Source organism: Planotetraspora silvatica (assembly GCF_016863315.1).
In the GTDB taxonomy this organism is placed as follows: Bacteria; Actinomycetota; Actinomycetes; order Streptosporangiales; family Streptosporangiaceae; genus Planotetraspora; species Planotetraspora silvatica.
Genome location: NZ_BOOQ01000002.1, coordinates 22657 through 47256, shown reverse-complemented (window position 1 = coordinate 47256; position 24600 = coordinate 22657). Strand labels below are relative to the sequence as shown.

The following is a 24600-nucleotide window of genomic DNA, read 5'->3' as shown; positions in this document are numbered from 1 at the left end:
TCGCGGGCAAAAGGTCACAAGGCGGTGGCGGACGCCGTACCGGAGATCACGAAGGCCCCGGGCGGCGAACCACCCGGGGCCCTTCGTGACGGCGTGCTAGGCGCGGGCCAGCGTGCCGAGGTAGAGCTGGATGACCTTGGGGTCGTTGATGAGCTCGCGTCCGCTGGCCATGTAGGCGTTGCGGCCCTGGTCCAGGACGTAGCCCCGATGGCAGATCTGCAGACAGCGGCGCGCGTTCTGCTCCACCATGATGATCGTCACGCCGGCCTTGTTGATCTGCTGGGCCTGGATGAAGACCAGGTCCTGCAGCTTGGGCGACAGACCGGCCGACGGCTCGTCGAGCAGGAGGACCGACGGCTCGGTCATGAGCGCCCGGCCCATGGCGACCATCTGGCGCTCGCCGCCGGACAGGGATCCGGCCCGCTGCTTGCGGCGTTCCTTGAGCGCCGGGAAGATCTCGCAGACGAACTCGAAGCGTTCCTTGAACTTGCCGGGCACCTGGAAGGCGCCCATCTCCAGGTTCTCCTCGATGGTGAGGCTGGGGAACACGTTGTTGGTCTGCGGGACGTACCCGACGCCTCTGGCGACCAGCGAGTGGGCCTTGAGGTTGGTGATGTCCTCGCCGTTCAGCGTGACCGTGCCCGTGCGCACGTTCACCAGCCCGAACAGCGACTTGAGCAGCGTCGACTTCCCGGCTCCGTTGGGGCCGATGATGCCGATGAGCTCGCCCTTCTTCACATAGAGGTCGGCTCCGTTGAGGATGTTGACGCCGGGGACGTAGCCCGCGTACAGCTCGTCGGCGCGCAGGACCGCGTCCTGCGCCCCGGCCAGATGGTCGCCCCGGTCGATGACGGCCACGGAGGCGGTGTCCTCCGTGATGTCCTCCGCGGTGTCCTCCGTGCCGGTCTCGGGCTCAGGGGCGTCCTGCTCCGCGGCGCGCGCGGCCGGGACGGCCACCGCGTCGTCGGCGCCTTCGGCGCGCTCGGCGTTCGGCTCTGGCTCGCTCATGCCTTCTCCTCGATCTCGGCCTCGAGCTCGGCCTCGGCCTCCTGCAGCTGCTCCTCGGCCTCCTCGACCGACATCGGCGCGTCGTGATGGGCGCCGAGGTAGGCGTCGATGACCCGGTTATCCGACATGATCGTGTCCGGCGGGCCCTCGGCGATGACCGTGCCCTGCGCCATGACGATGACCCAGTCGCTGATGTCGCGCACCATGTCCATGTCGTGCTCGACGAAGAGCACGGTCATGCCCTCCTCGCGCAGGTCCTTGACGTGGCCGAGGAGGGACTGGGTCAGCGCCGGGTTCACGCCGGCCATGGGCTCGTCGAGCATGACGAGCTCAGGGCCGACCATGAGCGCGCGGGCCATCTCGAGCAGCTTGCGCTGGCCGCCCGACAGGGAGCCGGCGAAGTCGTCCCGCTTGGCCGCGAGCTTGAACCGCTCGAGGAGCTCCTCGGCCCGCTCGGTGATCTCGTCTTCCTGCCCGCGCCAGCTGCCGGGGATCAGGGCGCGGAAGAAGTTCTCGCCGCGCTGGTTCTGCGCCCCCAGCCGCATGTTCTCCATGACGGTCAGCTTGGACAGGGCCTTGGTGAGCTGGAAGGTGCGCACCATGCCGCTGCGGGCCACCCGGTGGGCCGGGACGCCCCTGAGCGGCTTGCCGTTGAAGGACCAGGAGCCCTCGTCCGCGGTGTCGAACCCGGTGAGCTGGTTGAAGAACGTGGTCTTCCCCGCTCCGTTCGGCCCGATGAGCGCGGTGATCGAGCCGCGCTGGACCTCGACGTGGTCGACGTCCACCGCGGTGAGGCCGCCGAACCTGCGCACGACCTTCTCGATGACGAGGATGGGATCGGGCTTGGGTACGCCGGGCTCGGAGTCGATTCCCTCGAAGGCCGCGAGCGCGGCGGCCTTCTTGCTGGTCACGGTGGTGTCAGCGTGCATCGAGCGCGATCTCCCTCTTGTCGCCGAAGATGCCCTGGGGCCGGAAGATGAGCAGGAGCATCAGGCCGAGGCCGACCAGGATGAAGCGCACGGAACCGACCTGGGTGACGGTGATCGCGGAGCCGAAGACCCCGGCGCCGACGGCCTCGCTCAGCGTGTTGCCGACGAAGACCAGCAGCACCCAGAAGATCGCGGCGCCGACGACGGGGCTGAAGACCCGGGCCGCGCCTCCGAGGATCACGATCGTGTACGCGTAGAACGTGAACTCGGTGCCGAACAGGTCGGGCTGGATGGATGCCTGGCCCAGGCCGAAGATGAAGCCGCCGAGGCAGCCGATGACGCCGCCGAGGACGAGCGCCTGCATCTTGTAGGAGAAGACGTTCTTGCCGAGGCTGCGCACGGCGTCCTCGTCTTCCCTGATGGCCTTCAGGACGCGGCCCCACGGGCTCTTCATCAGCAGGTAGACCAGCACGCAGGAGAGCGCGATCAGAATCCAGCCGACCGTCAGGACCCACGTGGTCCGCTCGTCGAACTTGATCGGGCCGATGCCGTACGAGCCGGGGGCGTAGGGGTTCATGGCGTAGAAGTCGCCGGAGAAGTTCTGCCGCCCGTCGGAGCCGCCGAAGACGTCCTTGAACGCCACCGACCGGAAGACGAGACGGACGATCTCCGCCGCCGCGATGGTCACGATGGCGAGGTAGTCGGCGCGCAGCCGGAGGGTCGGGATGCCCAGCAGGAACGCGAGGACCACTGTGGCCACGAGACCCACGGCGATGCCGAGCCAGAACGACAGGCCGAACGTCGAGACGATGACGGCCAGGCCGTACGCGGCGACGCCGAGGAAGGCCGCCTGGCCGAAGTTGAGCAGCCCGGCGTAGCCGAACTGGATGTTGACGCCGATCGCGGCGAGCGCGTAGACGACGGTCTCCAGGCCGATCGAGGCCTTGACCGTGGTCACGAAGATGGTGTTCCAGTCCACGTGTGGTCTCCGATCAGCCGATGCGCTCGCGGCGGCCGAGGATGCCCTGCGGCCGGAAGAGCATGACGAGGATGAGCACCAGCAGCGCGCCGACGGTCTTCAGCTCGGTCGGCACCACGAGGGTGGACAGCTGGATGAACAGGCCGACGACGAGCGAGCCGACGAGTGCGCCGAATGCGGTGCCGAGGCCACCGAGGGTGACGCCCGCGAAGACGAGCAGCAGGATCTGGAAGCCCATCTGGTAGTTGATGTTCTGGGCGAGGCCCAGCATGACGCCCGCGAGCGCGGCGACGGCGCCGCCGACGGTCCAGATGATCTGGATGACGCGCTCGACGTTGATGCCGGAGGACGCGGCCAGCGCCGGGTTGTCGGCGACCGCGCGGGCCGCCTTGCCGGTGCGGGTCTTGAGCAGGGCCACGCCGACGATCACCAGGACGGCGAGTTCGACGCCCATCGCGATGAAGTTCTTGGGCGCCGCCGAGATCGGGCCGACCTGGATGCCCGGCTGGGCGTTGTATTCGGCGAAGGGCCTGCTCTCCCCGCCGAAGAGGAACAGGAAGATGTAGCGCAGGAACAGGGCGAGGCCGATCGAGATGATCATCATGGCGACGAGGCTGCTGCCACGTTTGCGCAGTTGTCCCCAGAAGAAGCGATCTTGCAGATAGCCGAAGGCGCCGCCGATGACGACCGCGATCACCGCGGACAGGATGAGCGGGACGCCGAGGACGGCGTTGAACAAGTAGGCCGCCATGGCCCCCAGGGTGAGCAGTTCGCCGTGCGCGAAGTTCGTCAGGCCGGTGGTGCCGAAGACGAGGGACAGGCCCATCGCCGCGAGCGCGATGATGAGGCCGAGGTTGAAGCCCTCGAAGGTCAACTGGGCGACGCGGTCCCAGACCGAGGAGGCCGACTCGCCGGAGGCGTTCCCCCCGTTCTGCTGCCCGGCGGGCGCGAGGGCGAACAGCACGTTGCGCTGGTTCCCCTCATACACCTGGACGTCGAGCGTGCCCTTGTCCTTGAACTTGAGGCCGATCCCCGAGGGAAGCGTCTTCTGGTCGAGGGTGACCTTGTACTTGCCGGCCTTCGAGACGGGGACCTCCCACGTGCCGTCGGCTCCGGTGGTGACCGCGGCGACGGGGCTTCCGTCCTCGGCCACCACGCTGATCTTGACGCCGTTCACCGGCTGGCCTTGGTTTTGGAGTGTGCCCTTCAGCGCCTCCCCTTCCGCCCAGGCGGGGGAGGAGAGGAGAAGAACGAGTCCGCCCAGGAAGGCCGTGAACGCGATCACGGCTCTGCGCAATGGTGCTCCCTTATTTGGGTCATGGCGGGTGGGTCGCCCGCCATTCCGAACACACGACAATCGCCTCGGGTCGACGACGTTGTGGCGGAGCATAAGCCCGAGTCGCCCGGTTCGGGGTTGTTCGTCACCAATCGGTGACCATGGCGTGTCACTCACGTGAGAATGGCTTCCCAGGTCAGAACCGATTTGCCGGAGAGATCCTCTATTGAACGGCTACGGGAAAAACAGTGAGCCCGTGGCTGACCTTTGGGACCGTGCAGAGCTTCCCCGGCTCTGCACGTTGTCTACTCGGTCTTCCACGGGCTCTCTGGGGCCACAACGGTAGCGACCGGAGAGGGTCGCGTGCAAAGAGAGTCGCAACCTCATCCGTTTTGCGGCGGTATGTCGTTGTACTACTCCGCGTGTCGCGCCCTTTCCGGGGTCTCAGACGTCGCGCAGCATGCAGGTGAGCCGCGAGGTGCAGATCCGGCGGCCCTCCTCGTCGGTGATCTCGATCTCGTACGTCGCGAGAGTGCGGCCGCCGTGCGTCCGGGTGGCGACGCCGGTCACGTGACCGGAGGTCGCCGAGCGGTGATGGGTGGCGTTGATCTCGATGCCCACGGCGATCCTGCCCTCCCCGGCGTGCAGGGCGGACCCGATGGACCCCAGCGTCTCGGCCAGCACGACCGAGGCGCCGCCGTGCAGCAGGCCGTACGGCTGGGTGTTGCCCGCGACGGGCATGCGCCCGACGACCCGCTCCGGGCTCGCCTCAAGGATCTCGATTCCCATGCGCTCGGGCAGGTGGCTCTTCGCGGCCTCGTTCGCGGCCGCGATGAACTCGTCGGGATTGGTCAAGGTCAAAGGGATCCCTCCTGTGGGAAGAGCCCGGGATTCGTGTCGTAGACGGAGACTAGGCTGCGGGTGTGCCGAAGAGTGAAGCGACCCCCAGCCGTCCCCGCCTGCTGCTGCTGGACGGCCATTCTCTTGCGTACCGTGCGTTCTACGCCCTTAAGGACGCCAATCTCATGACGACCGACGGGCAGCACACGGAGGCGGTGTACGGCTTCACCTCGATGCTGGCCAATATCCTCCGCGATGAGCAGCCGAGTCATGTCGTGGTCTGTTTCGACCGCAGTGAACCCACCTTCAGGCACGAGGCGTTCGAGGGGTACAAGGCGAACAGGAGCGAGACTCCTGAGGACTTCCGCGGGCAGGTGCAGCTGATCTTCGAGCTGCTCGACACGCTGCGGATCCCCCGGATGTGGCAGGCCGGGTTCGAGGCCGACGACCTGATCGCCACCCTCGCCACCCAGGCGGCCGGCAAGGGCATGGACGTCCTGATCGTCACCGGCGACCGCGACGCGCTCCAACTCGTCAACGACGACGTCACGGTGCTGATGACGCGCCGCGGCATCAGTGACATGACCCGGTTCACCCCCGCGACCGTCATGGAGAAGTACGGCCTCACGCCGGGGCAGTATCCCGACTTCGCGGCGCTTCGCGGCGACCCGAGCGACAACCTGCCGGGCATCCCCAGCGTGGGCGAGAAGACCGCCACCAAGTGGATCTCGGAGTACGGCTCGCTGGACGAGCTGGTCAGGCGGGCCGACGAGGTCAAGGGCAAGGTCGGCGACAAGCTCCGCGAGCACCTCGGCCAGGTCATCCACAACCGGATGCTGACCGAGCTGAGGCGCGACGTGGAGCTCGGCGTCGAGGCGAGCGACCTCCGGATGGGCGAGTGGGAGCGCGAAGAGGTCAACAAGCTGCTCGACTCGCTCCAGATCCGCGGGGAGCTGCGCGAGCGGCTCTTCAAGACCCTCGGCACGGCCGAGCCCGAGGTGGAGGAGGGCTTCGAGCTCGAGGTCACGGTGCTCGAGCCCGGCCAGGTCGCCGGGTGGCTCGGCACGCTCACCGAGAGCAGGGCAGGCCTCGCCTTCGACGGCGTGTACGGCAGCGGCACCGGGCGGGTGGACGGCATCGCGATCGCCGCCGAGGCGGGTGCGGCGTACGTCGATCCCACGCGGCTGACACCTGAGGACGAGGCGGCCCTCGGCGCGTGGCTGGCCGACGAGTCGAAGCCGAAGGCCGTGCACGATGCGAAGGGGCCGCTGCTGGCCCTGTGGGCGCTCGGGTTCGACCTGCGGGGGCTCACCTGCGACACCGCCCTCGCGGCCTATCTCGCGATGCCGGGGCAGCGGTCGTTCCCGCTCGACGACCTCGTGCTGCGCTACCTGCACAGGGAGCTGCGGGCCGAATCCGCGCCCGGCGGGCAGGGGTCCCTGTTCGAGGACGCCGACGCCGGTGTGGCCAAGGACCTGGCGCTCCGGGCCCAGGCCGTCCGCGATCTGGCCGAGTCGCTGGAGGACCACCTGTCCAAGCGCGGCGGCACGCGCCTGGTCACCGACGTCGAGTTGCCGCTGGTCCGGGTCCTCGCCGAGGTGGAGCGGGCCGGCATCGCCGCCGACCGGCAGTATTTCGCCGCGCTGGAGGCCGAGTTCGGCGCCGCGGTGAAGCAGGCCGTCGAGGCGGCCCACGAGGCGGTGGGGGAGCAGTTCAACCTCGGCTCGCCCAAGCAGCTCCAGGAGATCCTGTTCGTCCGGCTCGGCCTGCCCAAGACCAAGCGGATCAAGACCGGTTACACGACCGACGCCGACGCGCTGGCCTGGCTCGCCGCGCAGACCGACCACGAGCTGCCGACGATCCTGCTGAGGCACCGCGACCAGACCAAGCTGCGGACCACGGTCGAGGGCCTGATCAAGGAGATCTCCGACGACGGGCGGATCCACACCACGTTCAACCAGATCGTCGCCGCGACCGGCCGCCTGTCCAGCGAGAAGCCCAACCTGCAGAACATCCCCATCCGCACGGCCGAGGGCCGGCGCATCCGCAAGGGCTTCGTCGTCGGGGAGGGCTACGAGACGCTGCTGACGGCCGACTACAGCCAGATCGAGCTGCGGATCATGGCTCATCTGTCGGAGGACGCCTCGCTGATCGCCGCGTTCGAGTCGGGCCACGACTTCCACCAGGCGACCGCGGCCCGGGTCTTCGACATCCCGGCCGAGCAGGTCGACGGCGAGCTCCGGGCGCGGATCAAGGCGATGAACTACGGCCTGGCGTATGGCCTGTCCGACTTCGGGTTGTCGGGGCAGCTCAACATCCCCGTCGCCGAGGCGAGGGCCCTCAAGGACGAGTACTTCGAGGAGTTCGGCGGTGTCCGCGACTACCTCGAGGCGATCGTCGCCCAGGCCCGCACGGATGGCTACACCGAGACGATCCTCGGCCGCCGCCGCTACCTGCCCGACCTGACCAGCGACAACAGGCAGCGCAGGGAGATGGCCGAGCGGATGGCCCTCAACGCGCCGATCCAGGGATCGGCCGCCGACATCATCAAGGTCGCGATGCTCAACGTGCAGCGGGCGATCGAGGGGATGCGCTCGCGGATGCTCCTCCAGGTCCACGACGAACTGGTGTTCGAGGTGGCCCCGGGAGAGCTCGACGAGCTCACCGCGATGGTGCGGGACCAGATGTGCGCGGCCTACTCCCTGCGGGTGCCGCTCAGTGTCTCCGTCGGTGTCGGCTCGACCTGGGAGGACGCCGGCCACTGAGTGGGCCGGCGCCGTCTCCGTCCACGGGGGGAGGCGGCGTCTGTCCGCCGGGTGCGGGTGGAGCCGCGGTGGGCGGCGTCGCGGCTCGCCCACGAGGTGCCGCGGTGGGCGGCGTCGCCGCGGGCCCACGAGGTGTCACGGCCTTCGCATCGCCCTCCGGCGGCCGGGCGTACGCCGTCCGCTGCACGGCCGCCGCCTCGACTTCCAGGATGCTCGCCTCGCGCCGTTCCGCCTCGTGGGCGGGCCGCCCGCCGCGCAGGCCGAACAGCCGTTTGCTCAGCGCGATGTAGAGCACGACGGCGATGTTGATCAGCAGGATCACCACACGTGTCCCGGTGACCTTCTCGGCGATCTCGTGGATCTCCACGGGGATGAACGCCGATGTGGCGATCACGGAGAAGTACTCGCCCCACCGCTTCAGCAGCCACAGCCCCAAGCCTTCGATCATCCACAACGTGCCGAGGACGATCAGGGCGAGCATGATCCAGGTCAGCGTCGTGGTGGTCGCCGCCAGTGCGGTCCTGACCGTGTGAACCGCGCCGGACTGGTCCAGGTTCCACCCGAGCCGGTCGGCGATCGGCTGGAGCAGCGGCAGATTCGCCTTGAAGGCCCGGTTCACGGCGTCGTGGTCGGCCCGGAATCGCCACACCCCGTAGGCCGCGGCGAGGACGAGCACGCCCTTCACCCATCGGAACACGGCGATCAGCCGCAGGATCGTCGCGTCACGAAGTGCCCTGCCGCGCAGTACGATCGGCGCGGCTCCCGCGGGCCCGGCCCCGTGGACCTCGCCGACGACGAAGTCGCCGCACCGGAGGCACCGCCAGGCCTCGCCCATGGCGGTGTCCGCGCGGAGGCGGCCGCGCAGCGCGGGGTCGTCGGGCGCGAACGTGACGTGACCACGCCGGCCACATGCCCGGAGGCTCCAATCCACACAAAAATTGCAACACACACCATCTCGGGCAGAGAGCGGCACTAAGGTCAAATGACTGTGCGGAGTCTTGCCCGGGCCGGTGTCCTCGCCAACGCGGCCGTGGTCGTCGTCGGCCTGGTCGTCGTGACACTGCTGCCCTCATCCGACGCCGGACGGCCGGCGGCCAGGACCAGGATCACGCCTGTTCCCACGCCCTCCGTGAGCCATCCGGCCGGTCGGCCGACCCCCGCCGAGGCCGCCCGGAAGGTGAAGGCCAACGAGGCGGGCATGATCCCGGTGATCATGTACCACCGGCTGCTGGCCAAGCGGCGCGCCTCCATCGACCGGACCCCGAAGCAGCTGCGCGCCGAGCTGGAGCGGCTGGTCAGGGAGAAGTACGTGCCGATCACGGCCGCCGAGTTCGTGTCGGGGAAGTTCAACGTCCCGGCCGGGACGCACCCCGTCGTACTGACCTTCGACGACGGGAACCCCAGCCACTTCGCCCTCGACGCGCACGGGAACCCCAAGAAGAACACGGTGGTCGAGATCCTCTACGAGGTCGCCGCGAAGCATCCGGAGTTCCGGCCCGTGGCGACCTTCTGGGTCAACCGGAACCCGTTCGGGATCAGGGACAGGTCGCAGGAGGAGCGGGCGGTGAAATGGCTCCTCGGCCACGGGTTCGAGGTCGCCAACCACACCTACACCCACCCCGACCTGCACCGGATGAAGGCCAAGAAGGTGTCGGAGCAGATCGTCAAGCAGGAGCGGCTGCTCAAGGAGATCGGCGTCCCGTCGTCCACGACGTTCGCCCTGCCGTACGGCTCGCCTCCGAAGAAGGGGAGTGTCGCCCACGAAGGGTCCTGGGACGGGACAAAATATCATTTTGATGGAGTTTTCCTAGCTTCGGCACGGCCGTCGGTTTCGCCCTACGCGAAAGCCTTCGACCGGTACGCGATCCCGCGGGTGCAGTCGAACGAGAAGAAGTCGGGCTGCCCCATTTACTGCACGCAGTACTGGCTTGATTGGCTGGACAAGCGGCCGGGGGAGCGCTACACGTCGGACGGCGATCCCGCGCATATCTCGGTCCCGAAGAAACTCCGAGGCAAAATCACGCCAAGCCAGGCTAAAAGCGTCATCGCGTACTAGCGTGTTCAGGCTTGTATCGGATTGACCCAGCCCGCCACGTCTCATATGCTGATCGCTGCGCTGTGGGCTCGCGCGCGTCTCGTACGGAGCGGCTCGCGCTCGATCATCGATGCTTCGCCAGGTGCCTCTGATGAGCGAAAACAGGCCCGCCGCGCTTCCGTCACAACGACATCTGTCCGGTTCGGAGCAACTCCACACATGACGAGCAGCACTGAGGCCACCTCGAACACCCCGCAGGTAGCGGTCAACGACATCGGTTCCGAGGAGGCCTTCCTCGCCGCGATCGACGAGACCATCAAGTACTTCAACGACGGAGACATCGTTGAAGGCACCGTCGTCAAGGTCGATCGAGACGAGGTCTTGCTCGACATCGGCTACAAGACCGAGGGTGTCATCCCCTCGCGTGAACTCTCCATCAAGCACGACGTCGACCCCGCTGAGGTCGTCGCCGTCGGAGAGCACGTCGAGGCCCTGGTTCTCCAGAAGGAGGACAAGGAAGGCCGTCTGATCCTGTCCAAGAAGCGCGCTCAGTACGAGCGGGCCTGGGGCACGATCGAGAAGATCAAGGACGAGGACGGCATCGTCACCGGCACGGTCATCGAGGTCGTCAAGGGTGGTCTCATCCTCGACATCGGCCTCCGCGGCTTCCTCCCGGCCTCCCTGGTCGAGATGCGCCGCGTCCGCGACCTGCAGCCGTACGTCGGCCGCGAGCTCGAGGCGAAGATCATCGAGCTGGACAAGAACCGCAACAACGTGGTCCTGTCCCGCCGCGCCTGGCTCGAGCAGACGCAGTCCGAGGTGCGCCAGACGTTCCTCAACACCCTGCAGAAGGGTCAGGTCCGCAAGGGCGTCGTCTCCTCGATCGTCAACTTCGGCGCCTTCGTGGACCTCGGCGGAGTCGACGGTCTGGTCCACGTCTCCGAGCTGTCCTGGAAGCACATCGACCACCCCTCTGAGGTCGTCGAAGTCGGCCAGGAGGTCACTGTCGAGGTTCTCGACGTCGACATGGAGCGCGAGCGGGTCTCGCTGTCGCTCAAGGCGACGCAGGAGGACCCCTGGCAGCAGTTCGCCCGTACGCACCAGATCGGCCAGGTCGTGCCCGGCCGGGTCACCAAGCTGGTTCCGTTCGGCGCGTTCGTCCGGGTCGAGGAGGGCATCGAGGGTCTGGTGCACATCTCCGAGCTGGCCGAGCGTCACGTGGAGATCCCCGAGCAGGTCGTGCAGGTCGGCGACGAGATCTTCGTCAAGATCATCGACATCGACCTGGACCGTCGTCGCATCTCCCTGTCGCTGAAGCAGGCGAACGAGGGTGCGATCGGCGCCGACGTCGAGTTCGACCCCACGCTCTACGGCATGGCGGCGACCTACGACGACCAGGGCAACTACATCTACCCCGAGGGCTTCGACGCCGAGACCGGCGAGTGGCTCGACGGGTTCGACAAGCAGCGTGAGGAGTGGGAGCGGCAGTACGCCGAGGCTCAGGCCCGCTTCGAAGCGCACAAGACGCAGGTCGAGAAGGCTCGCGCCGAGGAGGCGGAGGCCAGCGAGGCCGCCCCGTCGTCCTACACCGGCGAGACCGCGAGCCCGGCTCCGACGACCGGTGGTGCTCTCGCGTCCGACGAGGCGCTCGCCGCTCTTCGCGAGAAGCTGGCCGGCGGCCAGAGCTGACCGCACCTGAAGTGAACGCAGTGAAGGCCCCGCTTCGGCGGGGCCTTCCGCGTTCCCGGGTTCGGGTTCGGGTGCCGGAGGTGGAGCGGCCGCTCTCCCGGACCGCCGATAGGGTTGCGGCGTGGTGGACATCACGCGCGCCCTCCCCGAAGACGCGGGGGAGATCCTCACTCTCCAGCGGGCCGCATACGTGACCGAGGCCCAGTTGTACGGCGATCCGTTTATCGGGCCCCTCGTCGAGTCCGCCGAGCAGGTCCGCGAGTTCATCGGGACCGGGGTCGTGCTGAAGGCGACCGCGGGCGCGCGGATCGTCGGCTCGGTCCGGGGCAGGCTCAACGGGTCCACCTGCCTCGTGGGCCGTCTCGTCGTCGCGCCGGATCGTCAGGGCGAGGGGATCGGGGGCGGCCTGCTCGCAGCGCTCCACGACGCCCTGCCGGACGCCACGACCTTCGACCTGTTCACCGGCCATCTGTCCGGCGGGAACCTCCGGCTCTATCGCCGTCTCGGCTACCGCGAGACCCACAGGGAGCGCGTGCAGGACCATCTGACCCTGGTACACCTCCGGCGCGACGTCTGAGATCCCTCGGTAGGCTTCGGGCGTGCTCAAGGTTGGCCTGACGGGCGGCATAGGTTCGGGGAAGAGCGAGGTCTCCAGGAGGCTCGCGGCCGGTGGTGCGGTGGTCATCGACGCCGACAAGATCGCCCGTGAGGTGGTGGAACCGGGGACGCCAGGGCTCGCCGAGATCGTCGAGGCGTTCGGTGAGGGCATCCTGCGCTCGGACGGCACGCTCGATCGGGAGAGGCTCGGCTCGATCGTCTTCGCGGACACCGGGAAGTTGAAGATCCTCAACGGAATCGTCCATCCGAAGGTGGGCGCCCGCGTGGGGGAACTCCAGCAGGCGGCCCCCGAGGGCTCGATCGTGGTCTATGACGTCCCGTTGCTGGCCGAGAACAACCTCGCGGGTCTCTACGACGTGGTGATCGTCGTCGACGCCTCCGATGAGATCCGTCTTGAACGTCTGCGCAAGTTCCGGGACATGCCCGAATCGGAGGCGCGAGCGCGGCTCGCGGCTCAGGCCTCCCGCGAGGACCGCCTGAAGATCGCGGACATCGTGATCGACAACGAGGGCTCCCTGGACGCGCTCGACGCCCGGGTCGCCGAGGTGTGGGCCGGTCTCCGATCCCGATGACCGCCGGGTGACGCAGGCCACAGTGTCACCGCCCGTCCTCGGGGAAGGTGGCGCCGGTGAGGTTGCGGCGGCTGGGCGTACTGGACTGGATCAGTGCGGGGTTGCTCACGCTGGGCGTGCTGTTCGTGATCACGGGGCTGCTCCCGGCCGCGACGGCCCGTGAGAGCGTCGACCGGATCGCGCCGCTCCTGGTCTTCCTGTGCGCGGTCGTCGTCCTGGCGGAGCTGACGAAGGAGGCGCAGGTCTTCGATGTCGTCGCCACGCGGCTCGCCATCGTCGGCCGCGGCAGCTACGCCGCCCTCTTCGTGCTTTGTACGGCTTTCGCATCTTTGGTCACGATATTCCTGAATCTCGACACGACGGCCGTGTTGCTGACCCCCGTCATGCTGGCGCTGGCGCCACGGGCGAAGATCGCGCCGCTTCCGCTCGTGATGACGACGGTGTGGCTCGCCAACACCGCGAGCCTGCTCCTGCCGGTCTCCAACCTCACCAATCTCCTCGCGATGAGCAGGCTGGCGCTCGGCACGCGGGAGTTCGCCGCCCGCATGTGGGCGCCGGCCCTGGTGGGCGTCGCGGTCACGATGGCGTTTCTGTGGATCTTCTACTGGCGGCGAGGGGAGCGCGGGGACGACCGCTACATGCCGCCGCCCGCTCCTTCGATCGCCGATCGCACGCTGTTCGCCGTCGCCGCCGTGGCCTGTGCGCTGTTCGTCGCGGGAATCCTGGCCGGGGCGCCGATCGAGGTGGCCGCGCTGATCGCCGCCGTAGTCGTCGTCGCCGTCTTCGCCTGGCGTGACCGGGGGAGACTCCGCTGGGGTCTCGTCCCCTGGCGGTTGCTGGTGTTCGTCACCGGGCTGTTCCTCGTCGTGCCCACGCTGGGCAGGTTCGGCCTCGAAACGGTGATGAACGTGATCATCGGGCCGGACGGCGCCGGCGACGGCGCCTACCGCGCGGCCGCGGCCGGGGCGGGGCTGTCCAATGTGGTGAACAACCTCCCGGCCTACGTCGCGGGGGAGCAGGTCATTCCGGCGGCCCACCACATCCCGTTGTTGTCGCTGCTCATCGGGGTCAACCTGGGGGCGGTGATCACGCCGTGGGGCTCGCTCGCGACCCTGCTGTGGTTCGAGTGGTGCCGCCGCCGGGAGGTGCGCGTCCCTCTGGCGAAGTTCATGCTCACGGGCGCGGGTCTCGCGGTCACCGGCATCGCCGCCGCCGTGGCCACGCTGCTGCTCACGACGTGAGCGGACCGTCTGCGCCGCCGCCCTCAGGCCTCCCGGCACATGCCCGGGATGATCTCCGCGAGCCGTTCCAGCTGATCGGTCTGCGTGGTGAGATCGAGTGCGCCGATCCTGGCCACCACGTGGCGGGCCCCGGCGGCCGTGTAGCGGCTGAGTTCGGCCTTCACCTGTTCCGCGGGTCCCGTGACCACCGCCTGGATCTTCTCGAGCTCTTCCAGCGGAAGCCCGTAGGCGACCCGGGCGTACCCGTCGAGAGCGCGGCGGCCGCTCTCGGCGCTTTCGGAGATCAGCACCGAGACGAAGAGCGCCGCAGTGATCGCGCCGGGGTCGCGGGAGGCCGCCTCCGCCGTCTCCCGGATCGTCTCCAGGCCGGACCGATAATCGGCGGGATCCGGCGGATAGGGCAGCCAGCCGTCGTAGAGCCGCCCGGCGCGGGAGAGCGCCGCGGGAGTCGCGCCGGCCAGCCAGACGGGCGGCCCGCCCTTCCTGAAGGGCGGGGTGGGCGCGGGGATGTCGTCGAACCGCAGGATCTCGCCGTGGAACGAGGTGGGTCCCTCCGTCGACCAGAGCAGGCGCCACAGGGCGACGGTCTCGTCGAGTCTTTCGAACCGGCGCGGCCACGGCACCTCCGATAGGTCGTAGAAGGGCCGGCCGAAACGCCCCGGGAAGCCCGCGCCGACCGCCACGGCCAGCCGTCCTCCGCTGAGCAGGTCGATCGAGGCGAGGGCCTGCGCGGTCTGCACGGGGCGGCGCAGGAACGGCAGGAGGGCGCCGGTGCCGAGCGTGGCCCGCGTCGTGACGGGCGCGAGGGCGGCGAGCATCGTGAGCGCCTCGACGCGCGGGGAGATCAGCGAGTCGTTGACGAACAGCGAGTCGTACCCGAGCCGTTCCGCCCGGACGGCGAAGCCGATGAGCTCCCTGGGATCGGCGGCGTCGCCCCACTGGGCCCTTCCCGTGGGCAGGAGCACGCCGAACCGGATGTCGTGGGTCATGCGCCCCAGCGTGCCGACCCGTCCTGAGGCGTCTCAATTCCCCGGGGGGAATGGCCGGGCCACGGGAGCAGGGGCTACAACTGGCCGGGTGGACTTTCCTCAGGCGCTGCGGGAGCGGCGCACCGGGCGCCGGCTGAGCCAGCTCGACCTCGCCCTGCGGGCGGGGACGACCCAGCGGCACCTCAGCTTCATCGAGAGCGGCCGGTCGGCTCCCGGCAGGACCATGGTCGTACGGCTGGCGGAATCGCTGGAACTGCCCCTCCGGGAGCGCAACGAGCTGCTGCTGGCCGCCGGATACGCGCCCGCCTACCCGGAGACCTCCCTCGACGACCCCGCCCTGGCTCCCGTACGGACCGCGCTGCGGCACATCCTGGCCGGTCACGAGCCCTACCCGGCCATCGTGGTCGACCGGTACGGCGATCTCGTCGCGGCCAACGAGGCGTTCGGGCTGATCACCGAGGGGGCGGCCCCCGGACTCGTCGGGCCGGGGACCAACGCCTACCGCCTGGCGTTGCACCCGGACGGCCTGGCGCCCCGGATCATGAACTTCGCCGAATGGGCCCGCCACATCCTCGAACGGCTCCGCCAGGCGGCCCCGCACGACCCCGCGGGCAGGATCGCGGAGCTGCACGCCGAGCTGGAGACGTACGTCCCCGAGATGCGGCCGTCGCCTGATCACCTGGGGTTCGCCGTGCCGCTGCACCTGCGCTCCTCACGCGGCGAGCTCCGGCTCATGACCACGGTCACCACCTTCGCGACCGCCGTGGACGTCACGATCGCCGAGCTGAAGCTCGAGGCGTTCCTGCCCTCCGACCAGGCCACGGCGGCGCTCCTGTCCGCCTGACGCCCGGCTTGCGGATCCGCGCCGGGAAATGTCGGTGCCCGCGCGTAGGTTATGAAGGTGTGGGCCCTGCGTGGCGGGCGGAGTCGCCGCCGACGCACGAGTCGCCCCACGGCAAGCGAAGAGTGGAGATCGGCCGATGAGACCTGTCACGGAGCTGGAGCGGAAGGTGGCGCCCTTCGAGGTCGTCACCGGCATGACCCCCTCCGGGGACCAGCCCGCCGCGATCGCCGAGATGGAGCGCCGCGTCTCGGGCGGGGACAAGGACACCGTCCTGCTGGGCGCGACGGGCACCGGAAAGACGGCCTCGGTGGCCTGGCTGATCGAGCGGCTCCAGCGCCCGACGCTGGTCATGCAGCCGAACAAGACGCTGGCCGCCCAGTTCGCCAACGAGCTGCGCGAGATGCTCCCCAACAACGCGGTGGAGTATTTCGTGTCGTACTACGACTACTACCAGCCCGAGGCGTACGTCCCGCAGAGCGACACCTACATCGAGAAGGACTCCTCGATCAACGAGGAGGTCGAGCGGCTTCGCCATTCGGCCACGTGGTCGCTCGTGACCCGCCGCGACGTCGTGGTGGTCGCCTCGGTCTCGTGCATCTACGGCCTCGGCACTCCGCAGGAGTACGTCGACCGCATGGTCGGCCTCAAGGTCGGCCAGGTGATCGAGCGCGACCGGCTTCTGCGCAAGCTCGTCGACATGCAGTACGCGCGCAACGACGTGGCCTTCACCCGCGGCACCTTCCGCGTGCGCGGCGACACGATCGAGGTCATCCCCGTCTACCAGGAGCTCGCCGTACGGATCGAGATGTTCGGCGACGAGATCGAGAAGCTGTCCACGCTCCACCCGCTGACCGGCGAGATCGTCAGCGAGGACACCGAGCTTCACATCTTCCCCGCCACCCACTACGTCGCGGGTCCTGAGCGGATGGAGCGGGCGATCGGCGGCATCGAGGCCGAGCTGGTGGAGCGGCTCGCCGACCTGGAGCGGCAGGGCAAGCTGCTCGAGGCGCAGCGGCTGCGCATGCGCACCACCTACGACATCGAGATGATGCGCCAGATCGGCACCTGCGCCGGAATCGAGAACTACTCACGGCACATCGACGGCCGCGAGGCCGGCACCGCGCCGCACACGTTGCTCGACTTCTTCCCCGACGACTTCCTGCTCGTCCTCGACGAGTCGCACCAGACGGTCCCGCAGATCGGTGCGATGTACGAGGGCGACGCCTCGCGCAAGCGGACCCTCGTCGACCACGGTTTCCGCCTGCCCTCCGCCATGGACAACCGCCCGCTGAAGTGGGAGGAGTTCCTGGAGCGCATCGGCCAGACCGTCTACCTGTCCGCCACCCCCGGCCCGTACGAGCTGGGAAGGAGCAAGGGCGACGTCGTCGAGCAGGTCATCCGGCCGACCGGCCTGATCGACCCGGAGATCGTCGTCAAGCCGACCAAGGGCCAGATCGACGACCTCATGGAGGAGATCAGGTCCCGGGCGGAGCGCGACGAGCGGGTCCTCGTCACGACGCTGACCAAGAAGATGTCGGAGGACCTGACCGACTACCTCCTCGAGAACGGCATCCGCGTCCGCTACCTGCACAGCGAGGTCGACACCCTGCGCCGCATCGAGCTGCTCCGCGAGCTGCGGATGGGCGAGTTCGACGTGCTGGTCGGCATCAACCTGCTGCGTGAGGGCCTCGACCTGCCCGAGGTGTCGCTGGTCGCGATCCTCGACGCCGACAAGGAGGGTTTCCTCCGGTCGGAGACGTCGCTGATCCAGACCATCGGCCGGGCCGCGCGAAACGTGTCCGGTCAGGTGCACATGTACGCCGACAAGATCACGCCGAGCATGGAACGGGCGATCGACGAGACCAACCGGCGCCGTGCCAAGCAGGTGGCCTACAACGAGGCGGCCGGCATCGACCCCCAGCCGCTCCGCAAGAAGATCGCCGACATCCTCGACAGCCTGGCGCGGGAGGACGAGGACACCGCCCAGCTGCTCGGCGGTGGCGGCCGCCAGCAGTCGCGGGGCAAGGCCCCGGTGCCCGGCCTGGCCTCGCGGGGGGCCGGTCAGCACGCGAAGGCCATCGCGGGGGAGATGCCCCGGGCCCAGCTGGAGTCACTGGTGGAGTCGCTCACCGAGCAGATGCACGCGGCGGCCGCCGACCTTCAGTTCGAGGTGGCGGCCCGGCTCCGCGACGAGATCAAGGAGCTGAAGCGCGAGGTCCGCGACATGCGCGAGGCCGGCGTCAAGTGACCCCGGATCCTGCCCGACCGGCCCCCTCCTGCTCCAGCGGGGCGGGAGGGGGCGGGGTGGGGGCGGCTCAAGGGGTACGGACCGCCTCGGGGCCGGGGACGGCTTCGGGGGCGTGTGCAGCCTCTGCCGCGTGTGGGGTGCCGGGGCGAGGCCGCCGCCGGACGGCTCCGGCGACCACGGCGAGCAGCGCCAGCACCAGGACCAAGACCCCGTAGGCGGTGGCCGTGGTCCGCAGGCCGGCGGACGGGACGGCCAGCCCGGCCAAGACCGCGGGCACGCTGAACGCGAGGTAGCTGACCACGTAGATGGAGGCGAACAACTCCGCTCGCTCCGCGGGTTCCGCGAGTTGAGCGAGCGAGCGGAAGGCACCGAGGAAGGCGGCGCCGAAGCCGCCGCCCGCGACGGCGGTGCCGATGAAGAACAGCGGCGCCGACGCCCCGGCGATCGCGGCCAGCGCGAGCGCGGTTCCGACGGCCAGGGCGGCCGATCCCGCGGTCATGACGCGGCGTGGTTCCATGTCGCGGACCACGATCGAGGCCACGGCGCCCGCGCCCGTGAGGGTGGTGATCACGAGTCCGCCCACCAGGTGGTTGGTGACGTGCAGGACGCCGGCCGTCACCGAGCCGCCCAGGGAGAGGTAGAGCCCTCCCATCGCCCACGTCGCCACGAGGCAGGGGACGGCGGTGAGGAACGCCCGCCGTGCCCGGGGCGGCACCGAGGCCCGTGGGCGCAGCGACGCGAGGGCCCCCTTGCGCCGCGAGACCGTTTCCGGCAGGAAGGCCACGGCGACCGTCAGGAGCACGAAGACGGCCGCGAGAAGGGCGAACGGGAGGGTCGTCGGGGCGGGGGCGTACTGCACGAGCAGCCCGGCCCCCAGCGCTCCCACGGCCAGTCCCACGGTGGGCGCCACACTGTTGGTCAGCGCTCCCAGCCGTGAGCCCGGGAAGGGCTGCAGGTCCACCACGGCGGCGCTGATGGCGCCGGCCGCCGCGCCCGTGGCGAGGCCCTGAAGGATCCGGGCCAGCAGCAGGAGCCCGACCCCGTCGGCCTCCATGAACACGACCATGGCGGCCGCCTCGACCAGCAGGGCGGCGGCCAGGACGGGGCGACGGCCCAGATGGTCGGACAACCCTCCGACGGTCAGCAACGCGATCAGCAGGGCCAGGACGTAGACGGCGAAGACGGCGGTGAGCGTGGCGGCGGAGAAGTCCCATCGCTGCTGGTAGACCACATAGAGCGGGGATGGGGTGCTCGATGCGGCCATGAAGGCCAGCAGGGTCCCGCCGACCAGCCAGAAGCCGGCGGCTCGGGGCATCCGCCGCGCGGCGCGAGCCGTGGGCGGACGATCGTCGGTGCGGTGCATGCCCGGCTCTCCTTCAATACAGTTCCAAAATTTTCGAACTGTTGGAGACTACGCCGCAGGGGCTCACTGTTCAACTATTGTCGAACCATGAGTGGAACCTCACGGGACCTGGCGCACCCGGACACGGCGGACCTGGCCCTGACCGACGTGCTGTTCGCCCTGAGCGATCCGTCGCGGCTGGCGATCGCGCGATCCCTCGTCGAGGGCCCGATCGAGGTGGCGGCCTGCCAGCCGGCCGGCGCGGAGATCCCCAAGTCCACGCTCTCCCACCACTTGAAGACGCTGCGGGAGGCGGGGGTGGTCCGCAACGTCCCCCATGGCCGGCAGCGGTACGTCAGCCTGCGCCGGGAGGACCTGGACGAGCGTTTCCCCGGCCTGCTGGCCGCCGTCCTCGGCTCCGTACCGCAAGAGGTCGACGCCCCCGGCAACGGTTTGACCCCCTCGCCCCCCTTGGCGTGATCATGCACAAGTTCGGCGATCGCCCCCCTCGCCTGCGCCAACTCCCGCCGTGATCATGCACAGGTTCACCGCGATGGCTGCTGACCTGCCGAAACGATGTTTGTGATCATGCGCAGGTTCGGGAAAGCGCAGGTGAGCAGTGCGGATCCCATTCGTGATCATGCAGTAGCGGCCGGCAATCGGGCTTCGGGAAAGTCGTACGCATGATCACGAATGCCATCGCGCCAGGCCAAGCGCCCTGACACCGAACCTGTGCATGATCACGGAAGATGTGGGCCCTGCTCGTGGGCCTGATCACCGAATCTGTGCATGATCACGGATACGATCGCGCCGGGTCAGGGGCCCTGACGCCGAACCTGTGCATGATCACGGTCCGGCGGGGCGGGCTCGGCGGGCCTCCCGATAGCGGCGGACCCGGCGCAGGAGCAGCCAGGCGACGAACGCCAGAACAACCATCGCCACGATGACGAGCACCGGCAGGAAGATCGCGATGAGGCTCATGCCCAGCGAACTCGCGTCCTCGACCGTGCTGACGACGGGCGCGCCGAAACCCGCCGTGGTCGCGTTGACGACGGGGCGGGCGCCCGACTTGACCAGATGGACGGCCAGGGCGACCGCGATGCCGAGGACCCAGCCGACCGCCGGATGCTCGGCCATCCACGTCGATTCGTCCAGCCTGGCCGCGGCCGCGGTGGCGCTGAAGACCACGCCCCCGGAGGCCGGCCGTACGGCCGTCTGGATGATGTCGTTGACGTGGTCGACTACGGGGACCTTGTCGAGCACGAACTCGGCGACCAGCAGCACCCCGATGACCGCCAGGACCCAGCCGTTGGATAGCCATTCGTAGCCCTGCGGCAGCCGTACGGCGTCGGTGAGGTTGGCGAGCAGGCCGACGACCATGAGCGGGATGTAGGCGTTGAGCCCCGCCGCGGTCGACAGGCCGAGCCCGGTCAGCGCCGCGAACATCGGCACCTCCTCCTGCTTCGCCACGTGGTCGGGCGCCACGCGGCCGTCGCCATCCGGTCAGGCGAAGACATTAACGGACAGCTCTGTCCCTGTGTCCCCGATCGGGCGCTCCAATCACGACGGCATCCCCGAAAGATCGGAAAGTATGTTCGACCGGATCGGGCCGGTTCATTTCCGGTGAACCAGCCGTGGACCGGGCCCTGATCGACTGGCGGCGAAACGTCCGATCTGAGCGTTCCGCCATGGAGAACAATGATGCGCCCTCGCCCACACGGCGTCGTCTTCGCCGCCACCGTCCTGCTGATGGCCGGCGCCGTGCACGCGGGTGGCGCTGCGGCCGGAACGAGTCCCGCGAGGGCCGCGACCGCCGTTGACGCTCCACCGGTCGGGCCCACCGAGGGGCAGGCATCGGAGCTGGCCCGCTCGTCCGGGCGGCGGGTGGAGGTGCTGCCCCTGCGCACAGAGAACCGCCAGGTGTTCGCCAACGCCGACGGCAGCTTCACCTCCGAGACCGCGGCCCTGCCCGAGCGGGTACGGCGAGGCGGTGCATGGGTCGATGTCGACACCACCTTGGAATTCGCCGCCGACGGAACCGTGCGTCCGGTGGCGGCCCCGCTGAGCCTGTCGTTCTCCGGAGGGGGGACGGCGCCGCTCGCGACCATCGGCGACGGCAAGCGTTCGGTCGCGACGACCTGGCCGGGCACGTTGCCCAGGCCCGTCCTCGATGAGGACACCGCGACGTACGCGTCGGTGCTGCCCGGGGTCGACCTGCAGGTCACCGCGTCCGTGCTCGGGTACTCCGAGGTCCTCGTGGTCAAGACCCGTGAGGCCGCGGCGAATCCGGCGCTGGCGAGGCTCACGTTCGGGACGCGCGGCACCGGGGTCTCGGTGCGGGAGACCGAGGCCGGCGGGCTGAGCGCCGTGGACGCCGACGGCACGGCCGTGTTCCACTCGCCGGCGCCGCGCATGTGGGACTCGTCGGGAAGGGTGCTCGCCCGTCCGCTGACCACCCAGGCCAAGGTGGACGGCCGGCAGGCGGTGATGGGCGTGGAGGCCGCGAAGGAGGCGGTGGTGCTGACCCCCGACACCCGGCTGCTCAACGGCCCGGACACCACCTACCCGGTGTACCTCGACCCGCAATGGTCGGGGTCCAAGCAGGCCTGGACCTACGTGGACCGCGCCTTCCCGGATCAGGAGTACTGGAACTCCACCCACATGCCGGAAGCGGGCAACTACGGCAGCGGGATCAAGCGGTCGTTCTTCCGGATGGACTCCGACAACGTGAACGGCAAGCACATCCTCAAGGCGACCTTCCGCATCACGCAGTCCAAGTCGTGGGGATGCACCGACAGCCCGCAGGCCGTGCAGCTGTGGCTCACCGGCGGCATCACCAAGTCCACCAACTGGAGCCACCAGCCGTCCTGGATGGACTCGCTCGGCAGTGTCTCCTCCGACGCCGGCTACAGCTCCTCCTGCCCCGCGAAGGGCGTCGAGTTCGATGTGACCGGCACGATCGTGAAGGCGGCCAAGGGCGGCTGGGCGAACACGACCTTCGGGCTGCGGGACTACGACGACACCGGCAGCAGCACGTGGGGCTGGAAGGGATTCACCAACTCGCCGAAGCTCGTCGTCGACTACAACACCCCACCGGTGGCGCCGTCGGGCGTGGGCACCTACCCCGGCACCCCCTGCGTCACCGGGGCGGCCCGGCCGTACGTCAACGCGGGCGACGCGCAGAGTCCCCTCCAGCTCAAGGCGAAGATCTACGACCCGGACAAGGCCGACGACGGCGTGCGGGCCGAGTTCGTCATGAATCACTACGACAGCACCGCCGGAGCCTGGGAGGAGATCACCTCGACGCTGCCCGGCGGGGGCAAGACCGCCTACAAGTACACCACCGCGGCGACCGACCACGCGATCACGCTGACCAACCTCGTCGACGGCGAGACCTACTCCTACAAGGTCAAGGCCTACGACGGCACGGACTCCAGCGCGTGGAGCACCTGGTGCGAGTTCACGGTCGACACCGTCGACCCCGCCACGCTGCCGGAGGTGAGCTCCGCCGACTATCCCGCCGACACGCCCGACGACTGGCGGGGCGGCGTCGGGCTGACAGGAGCGTTCACGTTCGCCGCGGGCGACGGTGAGACCGACGTGTCGGCCTTCAGGTTCGCCCTGGAGGAGCCGGCCCTCGCCACTCCCGCGACGCAGGTGACGATCCCCGCCGGGCAGACCTCCGTCACCGTGCCCGTCGCTCCCCGCCACGACTGGCTCAACACCCTGTACGTCTTCCCGGTCGACCGGGCGGGCAACGTCGGCAAGACCCCCGCCGTCTACAGCTTCTACGTCAAGGCGGGCGCCGACCCGGTCGGGCAGTGGCGCATGGACGAGACCGCGGGAGGAGTGGCGGCCGACTCGGCTCCCACGCCGCATCCCCTCACGCTGGCCGGGGGAACCGGCTGGACCGGAGGCCGCGTGGGCGGCGCCGTACACGTCGACGGGAGCACCGGATACGGCAGCACGTCAGGCCCGGTGGTGCACACCGACCGAGGGTTGAGCGTATCGGCGTGGGTCCGGCTGGCCGACACGACGAAGAACTCCACGGTGGCGAGCCAGTCCGGCGTGCACGGTTCAGGCTTCCAGCTCTACTACTCGTCCGCCTACAAACGCTGGATCTTCAACAAGTACGACGCCGACACCGACACCGAGATCACCATCCGGGCTTTGAGCGACAGCGAGCCGCAGGCCAACGTGTGGACCCACCTGACCGGCGTGTACGACGCGCCCGCCAAGCAGATCCGCCTCTATGTGAACGGAAAGCTCCAGTCGGCCCCGGCGGCTTATCCGTACACGCCCTGGGACGCGACCGGCCCGCTGCAGCTCGGACGGATGAAATGGCGCAGCCATTTCATCGAGAACTTCGCCGGCGACATCGACGACGTCCGGGTCTGGGACCGGATCCTGTCCGACGACCCTCGTACGGTCAACGACCCCGCCCTCGGCAACGAGATCGCGGCCATGGCCAAGCAGCCTCCCGGCCCGCTCGGCCGGTGGACGTTCGACGAGGGGACGGGCACCACCGCCGCGGGCGCCGACGGAGGTGCGGCCGCGAAACTCGCTACGGGCGCCGCATGGTCCGACGACGGCGTCGATGGCGGCGCCGTGCTGAGCCTCGACGGTGTGAAGGGCTACGCGTTCACGTCCTCGGCCGCCGTCAGAACCGACCACAGCTATGCCGTGTCCGCGTGGGTGCGCCTGGCCGGCGACGACACCTGCGCGCTCCCGGCGCGGGTGATGAGCGTCCTCGGGCAGGACGGCGTGCGCAACAGCGGCTTCTACCTCAGCTACCGCATCTACACCGAGAACGGAGTGAAGGTCTCCCGCTGGGGATTCTCCACGGCCAGCGACGACACCGACTCCGAGGCCATGACGGTGGCCAAGTCGGCCGAGCCGATCGACTGCTCGGCGATCAACGGCTGGACCCACCTGGCCGGTGTGTACGACGAGGTCGCCAAGGAGATCCGGCTCTACGTCAACGGCCAGCTCTCCGACCGGCGGCCGTCCACCGGCTGGCACGCCGCGGGCGGCCTGCAGATCGGCCGGGTCAAGTACCGGGGCTCTTATGCGGACTACTTCGCCGGCGACGTCGACGACGTCCGCGTCTACACCGGCACCCTGACCGACCGTCAGGTGCTCGACCTCGCGATGAATCTCCCCATCGAGGGCTAGGCCCGCCGCCTTCCCGACGACGTTCGCCCACGTGTCACCGATGTCCCCGG

Annotated in this window: 19 protein-coding genes; 10 read left to right on the top strand and 9 right to left on the bottom strand. The window is 69.2% G+C overall.

Annotated elements, in window-relative coordinates:
- Window positions 1-96: 96 nt before the first annotated feature.
- From Psi02_RS00555 to Psi02_RS00535, 5 genes are all read right to left on the bottom strand, one after another.
- The gene (locus Psi02_RS00555) at window positions 97-1008 is read right to left on the bottom strand and encodes an ABC transporter ATP-binding protein (protein ID WP_203970651.1); all 912 of its coding nucleotides are present in this window, start codon (window positions 1006-1008) and stop codon (window positions 97-99) included.
- Window positions 1005-1937, bottom strand: a complete 933-nt coding sequence (locus Psi02_RS00550) for an ABC transporter ATP-binding protein (protein ID WP_203970650.1) — start codon at window positions 1935-1937, stop codon at window positions 1005-1007. Before Psi02_RS00550 ends, Psi02_RS00555 begins: the two co-directional genes overlap by 4 nt.
- On the bottom strand, window positions 1927-2916 hold the full coding sequence (locus Psi02_RS00545) for a branched-chain amino acid ABC transporter permease (protein WP_203970649.1): 990 nt from the start codon (window positions 2914-2916) through the stop codon (window positions 1927-1929). Before Psi02_RS00545 ends, Psi02_RS00550 begins: the two co-directional genes overlap by 11 nt.
- 13 nt (window positions 2917-2929) lie before the next feature.
- Window positions 2930-4213, bottom strand: coding sequence for a branched-chain amino acid ABC transporter permease (locus tag Psi02_RS00540; protein WP_239094484.1), 1284 nt, complete (start codon window positions 4211-4213; stop codon window positions 2930-2932).
- 423 nt (window positions 4214-4636) lie between these two features.
- On the bottom strand, window positions 4637-4981 hold the full coding sequence (locus Psi02_RS00535; RefSeq protein ID WP_203971539.1) for a PaaI family thioesterase: 345 nt from the start codon (window positions 4979-4981) through the stop codon (window positions 4637-4639).
- A gap of 134 nt (window positions 4982-5115) precedes the next feature.
- Between Psi02_RS00535 and polA the strand changes: the two genes are divergently transcribed.
- Window positions 5116-7797 (top strand): DNA polymerase I, encoded by a 2682-nt coding sequence (polA, locus tag Psi02_RS00530; RefSeq protein ID WP_203970648.1) that lies wholly within the window; start codon window positions 5116-5118, stop codon window positions 7795-7797.
- Here the strand turns inward: polA and Psi02_RS00525 are convergent.
- Window positions 7748-8728 (bottom strand): DUF2127 domain-containing protein, encoded by a 981-nt coding sequence (locus tag Psi02_RS00525; RefSeq protein ID WP_203970647.1) that lies wholly within the window; start codon window positions 8726-8728, stop codon window positions 7748-7750. The genes polA and Psi02_RS00525 overlap by 50 nt on opposite strands.
- 51 nt (window positions 8729-8779) lie before the next feature.
- On the opposite strand from Psi02_RS00525, the gene Psi02_RS00520 reads away from it, so the two are divergent.
- The 5 genes from Psi02_RS00520 to Psi02_RS00500 all read left to right on the top strand — a co-directional run bounded on the left by Psi02_RS00520 (window position 8780) and on the right by Psi02_RS00500 (window position 13952).
- Window positions 8780-9853: a polysaccharide deacetylase family protein gene (locus Psi02_RS00520; RefSeq protein WP_203970646.1), complete on the top strand. Its 1074-nt coding sequence runs from the start codon at window positions 8780-8782 to the stop codon at window positions 9851-9853.
- Between the two features lie 198 nt (window positions 9854-10051).
- The gene (gene rpsA / locus Psi02_RS00515; RefSeq protein ID WP_203950738.1) at window positions 10052-11521 is read left to right on the top strand and encodes a 30S ribosomal protein S1; all 1470 of its coding nucleotides are present in this window, start codon (window positions 10052-10054) and stop codon (window positions 11519-11521) included.
- 121 nt (window positions 11522-11642) lie between these two features.
- Window positions 11643-12098, top strand: coding sequence for a GNAT family N-acetyltransferase (locus Psi02_RS00510; RefSeq protein WP_203970645.1), 456 nt, complete (start codon window positions 11643-11645; stop codon window positions 12096-12098).
- A 22-nt stretch (window positions 12099-12120) separates the two neighbouring features.
- The gene (gene coaE / locus Psi02_RS00505) at window positions 12121-12711 is read left to right on the top strand and encodes a dephospho-CoA kinase (RefSeq protein ID WP_203970644.1); all 591 of its coding nucleotides are present in this window, start codon (window positions 12121-12123) and stop codon (window positions 12709-12711) included.
- A gap of 56 nt (window positions 12712-12767) precedes the next feature.
- A complete protein-coding gene (locus tag Psi02_RS00500) occupies window positions 12768-13952 on the top strand; it encodes an ArsB/NhaD family transporter (protein ID WP_239094483.1) in 1185 nt (394 codons plus the stop codon).
- Between the two features lie 23 nt (window positions 13953-13975).
- Here the strand turns inward: Psi02_RS00500 and Psi02_RS00495 are convergent, their stop codons facing one another.
- Window positions 13976-14941: an LLM class flavin-dependent oxidoreductase gene (locus tag Psi02_RS00495; RefSeq protein ID WP_203970642.1), complete on the bottom strand. Its 966-nt coding sequence runs from the start codon at window positions 14939-14941 to the stop codon at window positions 13976-13978.
- 88 nt (window positions 14942-15029) lie between these two features.
- On the opposite strand from Psi02_RS00495, the gene Psi02_RS00490 reads away from it, so the two are divergent.
- Both Psi02_RS00490 and uvrB read left to right on the top strand, forming a co-directional pair.
- Window positions 15030-15785 carry a helix-turn-helix domain-containing protein gene (locus tag Psi02_RS00490; protein WP_203970641.1) on the top strand — a complete coding sequence of 252 codons (756 nt, stop codon included), beginning with the start codon at window positions 15030-15032 and terminating at the stop codon, window positions 15783-15785.
- 136 nt (window positions 15786-15921) lie between these two features.
- Complete coding sequence (gene uvrB, locus Psi02_RS00485; RefSeq protein WP_203970640.1) at window positions 15922-18033, top strand: excinuclease ABC subunit UvrB; 2112 nt, start codon at window positions 15922-15924, stop codon at window positions 18031-18033.
- Window positions 18034-18100: 67 nt separating this feature from the next.
- Here uvrB and Psi02_RS00480 read toward each other — a convergent pair whose 3' ends face one another.
- Window positions 18101-19396, bottom strand: coding sequence for an MFS transporter (locus tag Psi02_RS00480; protein ID WP_203970639.1), 1296 nt, complete (start codon window positions 19394-19396; stop codon window positions 18101-18103).
- 87 nt (window positions 19397-19483) lie between these two features.
- Between Psi02_RS00480 and Psi02_RS00475 the strand changes: the two genes are divergently transcribed.
- A complete protein-coding gene (locus Psi02_RS00475; protein ID WP_203970638.1) occupies window positions 19484-19855 on the top strand; it encodes an ArsR/SmtB family transcription factor in 372 nt (123 codons plus the stop codon).
- A 366-nt stretch (window positions 19856-20221) separates the two neighbouring features.
- Here the strand turns inward: Psi02_RS00475 and Psi02_RS00470 are convergent, their stop codons facing one another.
- Window positions 20222-20860 carry a DUF4126 domain-containing protein gene (locus tag Psi02_RS00470; protein ID WP_239094482.1) on the bottom strand — a complete coding sequence of 213 codons (639 nt, stop codon included), beginning with the start codon at window positions 20858-20860 and terminating at the stop codon, window positions 20222-20224.
- Window positions 20861-21076: 216 nt separating this feature from the next.
- Between Psi02_RS00470 and Psi02_RS00465 the strand changes: the two genes are divergently transcribed.
- A complete protein-coding gene (locus tag Psi02_RS00465) occupies window positions 21077-24550 on the top strand; it encodes a LamG-like jellyroll fold domain-containing protein (RefSeq protein WP_203970637.1) in 3474 nt (1157 codons plus the stop codon).
- Window positions 24551-24600 lie beyond the last annotated feature (50 nt).

What these genes read in the sequence shown, in the direction of transcription:
- Psi02_RS00550 (WP_203970650.1), bottom strand. Translation starts at nt 1,937, where the DNA reads ATGCACGCTGACACCACCGTGACCAGCAAGAAGGCCGCCGCGCTCGCG.
- Psi02_RS00555 (WP_203970651.1), bottom strand. Translation starts at nt 1,008, where the DNA reads ATGAGCGAGCCAGAGCCGAACGCCGAGCGCGCCGAAGGCGCCGACGAC.
- uvrB (WP_203970640.1), top strand. Translation starts at nt 15,922, where the DNA reads ATGAGACCTGTCACGGAGCTGGAGCGGAAGGTGGCGCCCTTCGAGGTC.
- Psi02_RS00495 (WP_203970642.1), bottom strand. Translation starts at nt 14,941, where the DNA reads ATGACCCACGACATCCGGTTCGGCGTGCTCCTGCCCACGGGAAGGGCC.
- rpsA (WP_203950738.1), top strand. Translation starts at nt 10,052, where the DNA reads ATGACGAGCAGCACTGAGGCCACCTCGAACACCCCGCAGGTAGCGGTC.
- Psi02_RS00465 (WP_203970637.1), top strand. Translation starts at nt 21,077, where the DNA reads ATGCGCCCTCGCCCACACGGCGTCGTCTTCGCCGCCACCGTCCTGCTG.
- Psi02_RS00535 (WP_203971539.1), bottom strand. Translation starts at nt 4,981, where the DNA reads ATGGGAATCGAGATCCTTGAGGCGAGCCCGGAGCGGGTCGTCGGGCGC.
- Psi02_RS00480 (WP_203970639.1), bottom strand. Translation starts at nt 19,396, where the DNA reads ATGCACCGCACCGACGATCGTCCGCCCACGGCTCGCGCCGCGCGGCGG.
- Psi02_RS00475 (WP_203970638.1), top strand. Translation starts at nt 19,484, where the DNA reads ATGAGTGGAACCTCACGGGACCTGGCGCACCCGGACACGGCGGACCTG.
- Psi02_RS00520 (WP_203970646.1), top strand. Translation starts at nt 8,780, where the DNA reads ATGACTGTGCGGAGTCTTGCCCGGGCCGGTGTCCTCGCCAACGCGGCC.